This is a genomic window from Limnohabitans sp. (genome assembly GCF_040401495.1).
Lineage (GTDB): Bacteria > Pseudomonadota > Gammaproteobacteria > Burkholderiales > Burkholderiaceae_C > Limnohabitans.
This window is the reverse complement of record NZ_JBBAOI010000010.1, coordinates 1-12,327: the sequence shown is the minus strand read 5'-3', so window position 1 is coordinate 12,327 and position 12,327 is coordinate 1. Positions and strand designations below refer to the sequence as shown.

Sequence of the window (12,327 nt, the reverse complement as noted above, 5' to 3'; positions counted from 1 at the left end):
CCTTAGGCTGTTTTACTTTGACGTTGGCTGTGGGTGCTAATTTCTAGCCATGCATCCACCAGAGCATGGGCAAAAGCTTCGTCATTGATATGCAAAGGAAGTTTGATTAACTTGTGTTGAGCAGTTGTACTGAAGTTGGCTTGCAATGCTGAAAACAAAGCTTGATTTGCAGTAGGATCGAAAAAAACCTGACCCTCTTTGTCAATGGCAGAGACCCCTTTTTCAGGAATTAAGAAGCGCACAGGACCACGCATTGCATTCAGTTTATTGGCGATAAATTCACCGATTTGTCGGCACTCTTCAGCGGTTGTACGCATCAAGGTGACGTTGGGGTTATGCCGGTACAAAACGCGCCCTTTGAAACGCTCAGGTACCGTGTCGTAAGGGCCAAAGTTGGCCATGTCCAAAGCCCCGCAAGAACCAATATAGGGCAAATCAACTTGGGAAAACACATCCATTCGTGTGGGGCCAGCAGACAATGTTGCTCCGACGATTTCATCTGCAATCTCGGTGGTCGAGACATCAATAACCCCATTCAGAAGTTGCGATGCTGCCAACTTCTCCATGGATTGACCGCCTGTACCCGTGGCATGAAAAACCAAGCAATCAAAGCGATCTTCTAAACGTTTGGTAACAGCTTGAACACAAGGTGTGGTCACACCAAACATGGTTAATCCGACTGCGGGTTTAACGGTTTCAGAGCCGCGGTGCTTGTGTGTGACCATGCCTGCGAGAGCATGTGCAGCATTGGACAAAACCTTTTCGCTGATTCGGTTGATACCCTGCACATCTGTGACCGAGTACATCATGCAAATATCGCTGGGGCCCACATAAGGTCTTGTATCCCCTGAAGCCATGGTTGACACCATGACCTTGGGAACCCCAATCGGCAACACACGCATGGCCGCTGTGGCCAAGGAAGTGCCGCCAGAGCCGCCAGCGGAAATCAATCCACCTACATCTCGGCGAGTGCGAATAAATGACTCAAAAGCCAATGCCATGGCTGCAACACTGCTGCCCCTGTCAGAAGAGAAAACAGCTTGCTCTCCTTGCGGATGGTGTCTTGCCACTTCTCGCGGATGTACTGATGCAGGCGAGGGGCGACCTGTTGTGGAAAGGTCTACGGTGACAACTCGCAGGCCGAGCTTTTCCAAGCACTGGCGCAAAAAGAACAGTTCTTTGCCTTTGGTATCAAATGTGCCAGCCACATAGGCCGCCTGACTGCTGCTTGCTGCAACAGGGAAGTCAAAAACTTGTGCTTGTGACGATGCAACTTGGGCCAACCCAACAGAGTTATCCGAGGCGTTAAAGGCCTTGGTGAATTGCTGACTAAATGGAATATCTTCTGAACTGTAGGCACGTTGAACTCGCACCACAGTGGCAGGTTCATTGCTTACAGGTTCCAAAGGCGTTTCATCAAACGCTTCACCAGAGGCTCGAAGGCCAAGCAGACGCTCTTGTAAACCTTTGTCATTAGCCAACTCAGCAGCAGGCATTTCATCTTGTATGCGTCCATTGACCATCACAGCCACACGGTCAGCGCTGGCCACTGCGACGCCTAAGTTTTGTTCAATCAACAAAATGGCTATGCCGTCTTCAGTGGCAAGTTGGCGCAGCGAAGCCTCTACTTGCTCAACAATCACAGGCGCCAAACCCTCTGTCGGTTCATCCATGATCAAAATACGTGGTCGTAAAAGCAGCGCACGACCAATGGCTAACATTTGCTGTTCACCGCCAGAAAGCTGGGAGCCACCGTTGTTTTTTCGTTCAGCCAAGCGAGGGAACATTGCATAGACGCGGTCAACATCGCTGCGCTGAGGTGCAACCAATCGCAGGGTTTCATCAACCGTCAACGAAGGCCAAACACGTCGACCTTGGGGGACATAGGCCATGCCACGTCTTGTGATTTCGTGGGGCGACTTGCCTAAAATTTCTTCACCAGCCAAACGTACACTGCCGCTCGCACCCACCAACCCAGTGAGCGCATTACAAAGCGTTGATTTACCCATGCCATTGCGACCCACAATGCCGAGAACACCCTGACTGAGTGAGAGTGAAATGCCTTGCAGTACATGTGCTTGGCCAAAGTACACGTGCAAATCCTCAACCACCAGTAAGGGGCCTTTGAAGTTGCGGCTGGGGGCTTCGCCAAACCAGGCCATCAGTGTTTGCCCCCCATGTAGATGGCTTGCACCTGCGCATCGTTTTCAATCTCGGAAGGTGTACCGGTTTTGATCACAGCGCCGTTATGCATGACGGTAACTTTTTCAACCACTCGCAAAGCAATTTCCAAATCGTGCTCAATCAACACGAAGCTCATGTGGGATGGCAAAGATGTCAAGAGTTTGACAAGCTCACGTCGCTCAGCGGGTGACAGTCCCGCAGCTGGTTCATCAAACAAAATCAAGCGAGGTGCACCCGCCAAGGCAATGGCAATTTCAAGTTGTCTTTGTTGACCGTGGGCAAGATTGCTGACCAATTCATCTGCAATATGGGTGAGGCGCCCACGCTCTAATAAATCTTGGGTAGCCAATGTGGAGGGGTGGTTTTTACCTGCCCGCCTGAAACTGAATCTTGCGTTGGCCACACCTCGAACTGCAAGAAACAGGTTGTCGCGCACACTCAGGTCGCGAAATAAAAGTGAAGACTGGTAGGTTCGTCGCAACCCTTTGCGGATGCGCTCAAACGGGTCCATGTAAGTAACGTCTTCACCAAAAAAACGAATTTGACCCGATGTGGGTGGAAAGTCACCGGTGATGGCATTGAACAAAGTGGTCTTACCCGCTCCATTCGCACCCAAGATGGCACGTTTTTCACCGGCGAGAACAGATAAAGAGACGTCATCCACCGCCCGCAAAGCGCCAAATGCCCGTGTCACATTCTCCAAGACCAAGGCCTCGGAAGACATGCGGGGTACTTCGCTTGGCGAAGTAACCATGGGCCTCGCCATTTCTGGCGAGTTTGAACGCAATGCGGTGATGGATGCCATCGTTATCTGCCTGATGCTTACTTACGGCAGTCAGGAATATCCCGTGTACCCAAGCCCATTTTCTTGAATTCTGCTTCGGGCAGACCCAGAGTCTGGGTAATGTTAGGAACAGTCTTGACCACTTTGTTGAAAAGCGAACCGTCTGCGGCCTTGGTCACTTCGGTGATGTAGGTTGGTCCTACGCCGTTACGGTTGGCATCGATCACCACTTCGCCAGCAGGGCCGACAAATTTGGTTTTCTGCAGCGCTTCACGGTACTTCTTCTGACCTCCACTCAAATCACCTTTAACAGCATCCAAACCATCCAAGGCTGCTTTGGTGTTGATGTAGTAGAGGTAAGCGAACAGTGATGGGCTTGGGAAACCGTCTTTAAAGTTGGCTTTGTAGTCAGCAACAAATTTTTTCCACTCAGCTGTATCCAACGAATCGGCCATGGGTCCAGCTGAAGCTGTGCCCACCAAAGATTCACGACGTTTGCCTTTGTAGTTCAGCACGGTTTGGTCAACCGTGATGGAGCCGCCCACCATGGGCTTAGTGCCGCCGGATTGCTCGTATTGGGTCAGGAAGTTGACCGCATCAGAGCCACCCAAGACCACCAGCAATGCGTCCACATCCTTGGGGATTTTGGCAATGACGGAAGCGTAGTCCTTAGTGCCCAGTGGCACCCATGCTTTGTCCAATACCTTGCCACCTTTAGCGCAGTAACTGGCCATGAAGCCTTGTACCTGCGAATAGGGGAAGCCATAGTCTTCGGCAATCAGGAACATTTTTTTGTATCCCTTAGACAAAGCATGGTCGCCCAGTCCCACCATCCACTGCGCACCTTCTGTGTTGAAGCGAAAGAAGTTGGTTGAAGGATCGTTCAAGGTGGCTGCTTGCGCACCCGATGAACCATTGATGAAGGTTATGCCTGCCTGTGTTTTGGCATAGTTCTTCACTGCAATTCCTTCGTCTCCCGACAAGGGGCCAATCATGACTTGCACCTTGTCTTGTTCTACCAATTTACGGGTAGCAGCAACGGCTTTGTCAGGATTGCCATCAGAGGATCCGCTGATGAGTTCAATTTTCATGCCACCTGCTGTTCCACCTTTTTGTTTCAAGGCAAGCTCAGCGCCGCGAATGCCATCTTGTCCAGGTACCGCAAATGGGCCTTCAAGAATAGAAAGCAGTCCAACTTTCAAGGTTCCTTCAGCGAAAGCAAAACCAGTAGTGGCCGCCAAAATTGCTGCGCTGATCACAGTACGTGCCAGCGTTCTTTTGCTTAAATGCATTGTTGTCTCCTCAGGTTGAAAAAAGGCCAATGGCCGGTGAAAAGACGCCCAGACCCACCGGCCATAGCGTCAAGTTACCAAACTGATTGACTAAAAAAAAATCAATCATGAGCGGCGACTTTCAGGTGCTGACGCCGTGGATGAAACCAACCAGCGTGAGCGAAATTTGTGCCATAGACCCAGCAGTCCATCAGGCGAGAAAAATACGATCAATAAAAACACACCGCCAATCACCAGATTAAAGCGTTGTCTGTCAACCAAATCGATGGCAAAGTTTTGCAGCAAAACAAAAGTAATGGCCCCAATAAATGCGCCTAAGGGGTGCTTCATGCCTCCTAGCACAGCAATCACCAAAATATTTATCAGTGCACCTGTGTTGATAGAACCGGGCGAGACGCGGTTGTTGTACCAAACAAGCAGAATGCCGCCAATAGATGCCAGCAATCCTGAGAATGCATGTGCAGCGAGCCTGTGGGCTGTCACATTAAAGCCAAGCGAGTTCATACGCCTTGGGTTATCGCGGATACCTTGTAAAGCCAAGCCAAAAGGCGCACGAACCAAATACTTGATGGACCAATATCCACAAAGAGCACACCCGAGTGCAAGAAAATAAAAAGCTACTGGGTCGGTGAAATTGACTTCACCCACGATGGGGGCGCTGATTTTGCTAAAGCCTTGAAAACCATTGAACAAGACGTAGTTTTGCTGTGTCAAATAGAAAAATGCGACACCAATGGCCAAGGTAATCATGATGGTGTGAATACCCTCGGTTCTGATAGACAGCCAACCAATCAAGGTGGCAAACACGATAGAGATAAACATCGCAAAAAGTACGGCTAACCACCATGGCCAGCCCAGACTGATGGCTTGCATGCTGCTGGTGCCGAATATCGCAATCAGGTAACTGCTAAGACCAGCCACAGTCATTTGCGATAGCGACACCATGCCACCGTATCCACCTAAAAAAGTCAGAGATAAAGCGATGAGACCCAAGGCAAGAGACTGGGCGCCAATTTGGTAGGTAAAAAAAGGCGACGCGACAGCTGGGTAAAGCAACACCATGGCCATGACCACCCAATGGCGAAGATGAACGGGCGCCCACATTCGCGACCACCAACCCGTTCCCTCATAAGCAGGCGCACTGTAGCGGGCTGTGCGCGATATTGTGTTTTGCACAACAGGCACTTGTGTGCTGACTGTCACCCTGACGCCAGGTGACTGCGTGTTCATGGCGCGACGCCAGTGGGCCGCACTCATGTGGCTTTCCCTAAAACACCGCGCGGTCTGAACGCCAGTGCGATGATCATGATGACAAAAGTGAAAACCACGCTGTAGGTGGGCGCGTAGGCTTGACCAAATTGCTCTGCAAGACCAATCAGCAATGCGCCAATTGCAGCGCCCGGTACACTGCCCATGCCACCCACAATCACCACCACCAAAGAGGCCAGCAAATATCGGGTGTCTTCTCCAGGAGAAATCGACAATGCGGTTCCCCCGACGACGCCAGCAAGACCTGCAAGTCCTGCGCCTAAAGCAAAGGTGAGCGCAAAAATTCGCTGCACATTAACGCCAGATGCGGAAAGCATTCCTCTGTCATCAACACCTGCGCGAATCATCATGCCTATGCGAGTGCCATTGAGCAAGCCCCACAGCAGCAAACCAATGACGATCGATATAAGCAACACAACAATGCGGTAGGTGGGAAATTTCTCAATGATGGGCAAGCTCATCGTTCCGTAAATCCAAGCGGGTGGGTCAAAGGTATAAATTTCCCCGCCAAAGTACCAAAGCATCAAGTCAGCTAAGACGATGGACAGGCCAATCGTTACCAAAGTTTGCCTGAGGTCTTCGCCCTGCATACGCCTGAAAACCACAATCTGTATGACCACACCAAGGACAGCAGATGAAATAAACCCAGCCAAAACGGCTAACAACCAAGAGCTTGTCAGGTCGCCCACAATCCATCCAACATAGGCCCCAACCAAGAACAAAGAACCGTGTGCAAGGTTGACATTTCGCATCAAACCAAAGACCAGCGTAAATCCACTGGCCACGATGAAATACAGCGAAGCCAAAGTCAAACCATTGAGAAATGTCTTAAGAAACAGAACTGCGTCATCAAACAAACCCCACAGCGCCAGCAGCGCCAGTGGGAAGACCAATAACCACCAAAATGCCAATCTGGCTCGACTCATGCAGCACGCTCCCAAGCGCGTTGACGGGTGGTGGGTGGGTGTTTGGCAAACACACCGTCCTTCATAACAGCCAACATACGCGAGGGTTCTCGCAAAATTGCCAAGTTGGTCAACGGGTCGCCATCGACCAACAACAGGTCAGCTAAATAACCTTCTTTAACCAAACCCAGTTCATTGGGCTTCATCATGATTTGACCGCCATACAGCGTGCAAGAGCGAATAGCTTCCATGGGCGTAAAGCCCAAATAACGAACAAAGAATTCAAGGTCGCGAGCATTTTGACCGTGGGGTGTGAACGCAAAGCCGTAGTCACCACCTGGCATGACGCGAACCCCACGCTTGTGCATAGCTGACAGCGATTTCAAAGCAGCTTCCCACTCTATGCCATAGCCCATGCTCTCTGCTTTGGCGCGGGTGACGCCCCATTCAGAGGCTTCATTGAGTAATGCGTGAATAATGCCGATGCCTGGCACTACAAACACGCGGTCTTTTGCAGCTTCGAGCATGTCCAAGGTTTTTTCATCGCAAAAGCTTGCGTGGTAGATGATGTCTATGCCATGACGCAAGGCTTGTTGCACTGAGGGTCCCGAGCGCGCATGGGCTGTACCGCGTTTGCCACGCATCCGTACTTCCTCCATTGCGGCCCCCACTTCAGCATCCGTCATCCAATGGGTTTCTGCAGGTGAGTCTTGGGTGAAGTTATCGCCAGACAAATTCAGTTTGATGGAATCAACACCATACTTTAAAAACAAGCGTACACATTTACGCATGTCTTCAGCGCCACTGACATTGGCACCAAAACTGAACTCGGGAAACGGTAAGTGCGGCAAGGTTTCATCGCCCAAAGCCCCCAGAACGGTAATTTCTTGGCTGGCTGCCAGATAGCGTGGACCAGGAATTTGACCGCTGTTAATGGCATTTCGAATAACCACATCCAAACGCGGCTTGGCACAAGCCGCACCCACGCATGATGTCCATCCCGCTTCCAAATAGATTTTGGCAACCTTGGCACTCCACAATACATGCTCTTCCAAGGGCATGGTTTGAATGCCAGCCAAATTGGCTGCGTTGTTCCAAGAGAAATGGGTGTGAGCTTCGCACATCCCAGGCATGAGCGTTGCGCCTGCAGCGTCAACTTGCATGGCGTCTCCAGCTGACATGGGTGCTGCAGACTTGCTGATGTGCTTGATGCGATTACCTTCCACCAACACACTGCCTGGGTATGGCGCCGCACCCGAGCCATCAAGAATTCGCACATTGGTAAAGAGCGTGGTTGTCATCGCTGTCTCCTCTTTAAAGCTTAAGCGGCCCAACGGGTGGGCGGTGACTGACGAGAAGGGGTTCCTCGGCTGGTGACGGAGGGCGGTTCACGATGGAATTTGCCATCTTTCATGACAGCAAGAATGCGCGATTTGTCTTGCAAGACTGTGATGTCAACCATCGGATCGCCATCGACCAACAAAATATCAGCCAGATAACCTTCTCGCAACTGTCCCAAGGGTTCGGCACTGCGCATCATGGGCGCCCCCCAAGCCGTCGCACTGAGCAAGGCTTCAAGGTTGGACATGCCTATGTGTTTGGTGAAATATTCAAGGTCTTTGGCGTTGGTGCCGTGCGGTGTCCATGCAAAACCATAGTCTCCACCGGGCATGATGCGTACGCCGCGTTTGTGCAAAGCACGCATAGATTCAATGGCTGAATCCAACTCTTTGTAGTAGCCCATTTTTTGAACTAAATCAGGGGTGAGGCCATACTCTTTGGCGTTGTGACATGTGTTGATCAGCCATGCCAACCCAGGTGCAATGAAATGCGAATTGCGATGTTGATCTAGCAAATCTAGCGCTTCGCTGTCTAAAAAACTTGCGTGATAGATGACATTGATACCTTGCTTGACGCATTGTTTGACAGACCATGTTGACCGCGCATGGGCCGCAACCCATTTGCCCCAACTTTTAGCTTCTTGCACGCAGGTAGTGATTTCTTCTTCGGTGAATTGGCTTTGCTCGCTAGACATACCGGTGATGGATTCACCAGAGAGGTTGATTTTCAAAGTGTCAACACCGTATTTGCAAAACATGCGTACACAGCGACGCATTTCGTCGTTACCGCTGACTACTGCGCCAAATGAAAATTCCTGCTGAGGCAAATGCGGCTGGGTGCTGTCACCCAAACCGCCGGGAACGGTGATTTCTTGGCTGGGTGCGGTATAGCGAGGGCCAATGATGGTGCCATCGTTGATCGCGTTGCGAATCACAACATCGAGCCTTGGCTTGGCAGCGGCTGCACCGACGCAAGAAGTCCAACCCATGTCGAGGTATAGCTTGGCCACTTCTGCGCACCACAAAATATGCTCCTCAGGTGGCATGCGCTGTATGGCATCTAGGCTAGGTTGGTTGTTCCATGAAAAATGCGTATGTGCTTCCACCATTCCAGGCATCAAAAAGCAACCAGCACCATCAATAACAGTTTGACCCGCTAAAGGCATATTTCGCATACCTTGATGTGTTCGGGTGACTCGGATGATTTTGTTGCCTTCAACCAGCACTTCGCCAGGGTAAGGCATTTCCCCTGTCGCATCAAATACATTGACATTGGTAAACAGCACTTGGCTCATGTGTTTTCCTTCAAGTGTGTCGTTTCAAAAATGAACGTGCTTCACGGGCGCATTCATGGGGTTTCTCAATGGGTGTCCAATGGCCACACCTGGTGAGCACGACAGATTTGGCAGATGTCATGCGCCGTGCCAAGGCATGAACCGCTTGTGGCGGCGAGACTTTGTCATCTTCACCCGTGACCAGCAAAACCGGCGAAGCGATGCGTTCAACATCTGCACTGCGAGCTTGTGACAACACTTCACAAGTAGCCGCATACCCCAAAGGTGACTGGCGCATCAGACTCTCGCGGACATAAGCATATGCACTGGGATTGTTTCTTTTGGTGTGCTCAGAAACTGCCGTGCTTAATAGAGCTTCTGTGACTTCTTGAAGACCTTGCATACCGCTACTTCGAATTTTTTCAGCCCTGTTGCGTATGCTTTCGCGAGCAGTTTCAGGCGGTTCTGCCAATGGGCCAAACAACACCATGCTCTTAACCAGTGAAGGTGCTGCAAGGGCTAAGTGCTGAAGAACAATGGTTCCCATGGAATGCCCTAGCCACTGGGCTTGAGCGATGCCTAAGCTTTTGCAGATGGTTTGAAGACATTGAACCAACAAAGCCATGCTTAACTCTTCTTGGGGTAACTTTGAGCGACCACTGCCAGGTAAATCAATGCGAATCAATCGGTGGGCATCAAGACTGGGGTGCATGGCAGACCACGTGTTGGAACTTCCGCCCAAACCATGAACACACACCACAGGCGAACCTGTGCCGCTTTCTTCCACAGCCACATGGTCCATCAGGTAAAAACTCATCTCAGCACCTTCAAAAGGGTGAGAATTTTTTTCAACATCTTGCAGACTCCTAGCGGCAAACTTTATGAATAAGGCTATAAACTGTCGCAAATTATTGAGACGACCGTCTCATTTATTCGGCTCATCCTAAAGCTTGACGGTCTTGTGTGAAAGTGACTGCAGCGACTTTTTCATCCTGATTTACCCTGATGGCAAGAAAAATCTCACCCCCAACTCCGGATAAACCACTAGCACCAGCGGGGGTCAAGCAAGCTACTTTTAATCAGCTACTAGATATTGCTCGCCAAAAAATTGAATCAACGGGCGCAGCGCCATCGGTCTCAACGGTTGCATTGTTAGCAGGTGTATCTAGAGCAACGGCCTACCGTTGTTTCCCTAGCCGAGCTGCGATGTTGACGGCAGTGGTTGGGGCTTCATTAGGCCCCATGCGTACATTTGCATCAGATCATTTGGAGGGCATAGACAGAGTGATGGATTTATTGAAACGCAGCCTGCCTCGGTTGAGTAAAAATGAAACATCCTTTCGAACTGCTGTTCAACTTTCTTTAGAGCAACGTGCGCTAGCTTTGGCGGGACAATTGAAGGAACCGTCATTCAGGCGTGGCTACAGAATTGAAATACTGGCTCATGCCATGGAGCCATTCAAGACCCAACTTCCAGAAGATATTTATTTGCAATTGCACAAAGCTTTGTCTGTTGTCTATGGCATTGAGTCCTATATTGTTTTGAAAGATATCTGGAGTGAATCTAGCAAGCAGGTAGAAGCGACAGTGCTTTGGATGGCAAAAGCATTAGTAGAGGCGGCACAAATTGAAGCCAGGGCTCGCATAAACTCAAAGCCAGTTAAAGCTACACGCAGTCAATCTTTAAAGGGAAAAACATGAAGTTAGCCACATTTATTTACCAAGGTAGCAGAAGTGTTGGTCTTTTAAGTGATGATGGTTTAAGAATTCAAGCACTTGATTTAAGCAATCAAGAAAATGAGCGGGGCATTCTTGCCTTGGTAGACCGAAAAGCCAGCGGCAAACCCTTTCCTGCTGTCAGTTCCGAATCAATAGCCTTGACAGATCTTAAGTTAGAGGCGCCAATTCCTCGCCCGATGCGAAATATTTTTTGTGTTGGAAGAAACTACCATGCCCATGCAAAAGAGCTGTCCAACACTGTTTTCAAAGACAACAATGCTGACCCCAATGCTTGGCCTATCGTCTTCAGCAAAGTTCCTGAATGTGTCACAGGACCGTATGATGATGTGCATCTGCCTTTGAATGTTTCGCAGCAAATCGATTACGAAGCCGAGTTATTGGTTGTCATTGGCGTGCAAGGCAAAAATATCTCCAAGACAGACGCTATGTCATATGTGTATGGCTATACCGTGGTAAATGATGTAACCGCACGAGATGTACAAATGCGTCACCAGCAATGGGACTTGGGTAAGTCCTTTGACACCTTCTGCCCAATGGGGCCATGGGTCGTCACTGCGGATAAATTTGATGGGCTGAGCGCGCATGTGAAATGTTGGGTCAATGGAGAGCTGCGTCAAGATGGAAATGCTGCAAACATGATTTTTGATATTCCTACATTGATTGAAACGTGTTCTCGCGGAATCACTTTGTACCCTGGTGACCTGATTGCCACAGGAACACCTGCGGGTGTGGGGATGGGCTTGAAACCACCGCAGTATTTGAAGCATGGTGACAAAGTTCGCATAGAGATTGCCCAACTCGGCGCAATTGAAAACACATTCATTGCTTCAAGCTGAGGAGTTCATAGACATGATTCTTGGCATGAACCACTTCACCGCTATTGCTAAAGATCCCGAAGTCACTTTGGACTTTTATCAGCGAATCATTGGCTTGACAGTTGGACCGCGCCCAGACTTGGGCTTTCCCGGCGCATGGCTTTATGCAGGAGACACGGCAGTACTGCATTTGTATTTTGAACGACCAATCCCTAACCCGCCAGCAGGCGTTATTGACCACATGGCTTTTACTGCAAAAGATTTGAAGGCAGTTAAATCAGTCTTCGATGAAACTGGCTACCCCTATAAATTACAGCACCGCCCAAATGGGCCATGGCAGATTTTTTGCGAAGACCCCAGTGGCGCCAAGGTAGAGCTCAATTTCAGCCCACTTGAGAGCTTGGATTAGAAGAAATTAAGAAGCCCTTGAAGTTGTTCAAGGGCTTTGAATTTGGTGGCGCTTCACGGATTCGAACCGCGGACCTGTGGATTATGATTCCATCGCTCTAACCGACTGAGCTAAAGCGCCGAGCCATAAATTATAGCGAGACTGCAGCAAGAGTTTTAAAGCAATGAGGCGATTTTTAGTAGCCTCGTTTTTTTATTGCGCTGTGGGGTGTGTACAGCTTGCGCTACAGACTACTTATTACTCAACGCGAACCGTGCTCAAGTGTTGCTAGCGTGATAAACCATTTTTACTATGCCTGTCAGTCGTACTGTCAAA

11 protein-coding genes, 1 tRNA gene and 1 pseudogene are annotated in these 12,327 nt (G+C 49.9%); 3 read left to right on the top strand and 10 right to left on the bottom strand.

Annotated features, from left to right (window positions below; translation table 11 throughout):
- Positions 1-2: 2 nt before the first annotated feature.
- The 9 genes and pseudogenes from AC9UEO_RS08035 to AC9UEO_RS07995 form a co-directional block, all read right to left on the bottom strand.
- Positions 3-1,208 carry a Tm-1-like ATP-binding domain-containing protein gene (locus AC9UEO_RS08035; RefSeq protein ID WP_509532086.1) on the bottom strand — a complete coding sequence of 402 codons (1,206 nt, stop codon included), beginning with the start codon at positions 1,206-1,208 and terminating at the stop codon, positions 3-5.
- 462 nt (positions 1,209-1,670) lie between these two features.
- A pseudogene (locus AC9UEO_RS08030) lies at positions 1,671-2,162 on the bottom strand (ABC transporter ATP-binding protein); the annotation flags it as partial.
- Positions 2,162-2,989: an ABC transporter ATP-binding protein gene (locus tag AC9UEO_RS08025; RefSeq protein WP_509531941.1), complete on the bottom strand. Its 828-nt coding sequence runs from the start codon at positions 2,987-2,989 to the stop codon at positions 2,162-2,164. The gene AC9UEO_RS08025 and the pseudogene AC9UEO_RS08030, both read right to left, overlap by 1 nt.
- A 17-nt stretch (positions 2,990-3,006) precedes the next feature.
- Positions 3,007-4,260 carry an ABC transporter substrate-binding protein gene (locus tag AC9UEO_RS08020; RefSeq protein WP_509531938.1) on the bottom strand — a complete coding sequence of 418 codons (1,254 nt, stop codon included), beginning with the start codon at positions 4,258-4,260 and terminating at the stop codon, positions 3,007-3,009.
- A 105-nt stretch (positions 4,261-4,365) separates the two neighbouring features.
- A complete protein-coding gene (locus AC9UEO_RS08015; RefSeq protein WP_509531935.1) occupies positions 4,366-5,517 on the bottom strand; it encodes a branched-chain amino acid ABC transporter permease in 1,152 nt (383 codons plus the stop codon).
- Positions 5,514-6,455, bottom strand: coding sequence for a branched-chain amino acid ABC transporter permease (locus tag AC9UEO_RS08010; RefSeq protein ID WP_509531932.1), 942 nt, complete (start codon positions 6,453-6,455; stop codon positions 5,514-5,516). The genes AC9UEO_RS08015 and AC9UEO_RS08010 overlap by 4 nt, the downstream gene beginning before the upstream one ends.
- The gene (locus AC9UEO_RS08005; RefSeq protein ID WP_509531930.1) at positions 6,452-7,735 is read right to left on the bottom strand and encodes a metal-dependent hydrolase family protein; all 1,284 of its coding nucleotides are present in this window, start codon (positions 7,733-7,735) and stop codon (positions 6,452-6,454) included. Before AC9UEO_RS08005 ends, AC9UEO_RS08010 begins: the two co-directional genes overlap by 4 nt.
- 20 nt (positions 7,736-7,755) lie before the next feature.
- Positions 7,756-9,069, bottom strand: a complete 1,314-nt coding sequence (locus AC9UEO_RS08000; protein WP_509531927.1) for a metal-dependent hydrolase family protein — start codon at positions 9,067-9,069, stop codon at positions 7,756-7,758.
- 10 nt (positions 9,070-9,079) lie between these two features.
- Positions 9,080-9,865, bottom strand: coding sequence for an alpha/beta fold hydrolase (locus AC9UEO_RS07995; RefSeq protein WP_509531924.1), 786 nt, complete (start codon positions 9,863-9,865; stop codon positions 9,080-9,082).
- 188 nt (positions 9,866-10,053) lie between these two features.
- Between AC9UEO_RS07995 and AC9UEO_RS07990 the strand changes: the two genes are divergently transcribed.
- Genes AC9UEO_RS07990 through AC9UEO_RS07980 form a run of 3 tightly spaced genes read left to right on the top strand, consistent with a single transcriptional unit; the run spans position 10,054 to position 12,012 of the window.
- Positions 10,054-10,749, top strand: coding sequence for a TetR/AcrR family transcriptional regulator (locus AC9UEO_RS07990; RefSeq protein ID WP_509531921.1), 696 nt, complete (start codon positions 10,054-10,056; stop codon positions 10,747-10,749).
- Positions 10,746-11,624: a fumarylacetoacetate hydrolase family protein gene (locus tag AC9UEO_RS07985; protein WP_509531919.1), complete on the top strand. Its 879-nt coding sequence runs from the start codon at positions 10,746-10,748 to the stop codon at positions 11,622-11,624. The genes AC9UEO_RS07990 and AC9UEO_RS07985 overlap by 4 nt, the downstream gene beginning before the upstream one ends.
- Positions 11,596-12,012, top strand: a complete 417-nt coding sequence (locus tag AC9UEO_RS07980) for a VOC family protein (RefSeq protein WP_509531916.1) — start codon at positions 11,596-11,598, stop codon at positions 12,010-12,012. Before AC9UEO_RS07985 ends, AC9UEO_RS07980 begins: the two co-directional genes overlap by 29 nt.
- Positions 12,013-12,055: 43 nt before the next feature.
- Here AC9UEO_RS07980 and AC9UEO_RS07975 read toward each other — a convergent pair.
- A tRNA-Met gene (locus AC9UEO_RS07975) sits at positions 12,056-12,132 on the bottom strand.
- Between the last annotated feature and the right edge of the window lie 195 nt (positions 12,133-12,327).

What these genes read in the sequence shown, in the direction of transcription:
- AC9UEO_RS08025 (WP_509531941.1), bottom strand. Translation starts at nt 2,989, where the DNA reads ATGGCATCCATCACCGCATTGCGTTCAAACTCGCCAGAAATGGCGAGG.
- AC9UEO_RS08020 (WP_509531938.1), bottom strand. Translation starts at nt 4,260, where the DNA reads ATGCATTTAAGCAAAAGAACGCTGGCACGTACTGTGATCAGCGCAGCA.
- AC9UEO_RS08015 (WP_509531935.1), bottom strand. Translation starts at nt 5,517, where the DNA reads ATGAGTGCGGCCCACTGGCGTCGCGCCATGAACACGCAGTCACCTGGC.
- AC9UEO_RS08010 (WP_509531932.1), bottom strand. Translation starts at nt 6,455, where the DNA reads ATGAGTCGAGCCAGATTGGCATTTTGGTGGTTATTGGTCTTCCCACTG.
- AC9UEO_RS08005 (WP_509531930.1), bottom strand. Translation starts at nt 7,735, where the DNA reads ATGACAACCACGCTCTTTACCAATGTGCGAATTCTTGATGGCTCGGGT.
- AC9UEO_RS08000 (WP_509531927.1), bottom strand. Translation starts at nt 9,069, where the DNA reads ATGAGCCAAGTGCTGTTTACCAATGTCAATGTATTTGATGCGACAGGG.
- AC9UEO_RS07995 (WP_509531924.1), bottom strand. Translation starts at nt 9,865, where the DNA reads ATGAGTTTTTACCTGATGGACCATGTGGCTGTGGAAGAAAGCGGCACA.
- AC9UEO_RS07990 (WP_509531921.1), top strand. Translation starts at nt 10,054, where the DNA reads ATGGCAAGAAAAATCTCACCCCCAACTCCGGATAAACCACTAGCACCA.
- AC9UEO_RS07985 (WP_509531919.1), top strand. Translation starts at nt 10,746, where the DNA reads ATGAAGTTAGCCACATTTATTTACCAAGGTAGCAGAAGTGTTGGTCTT.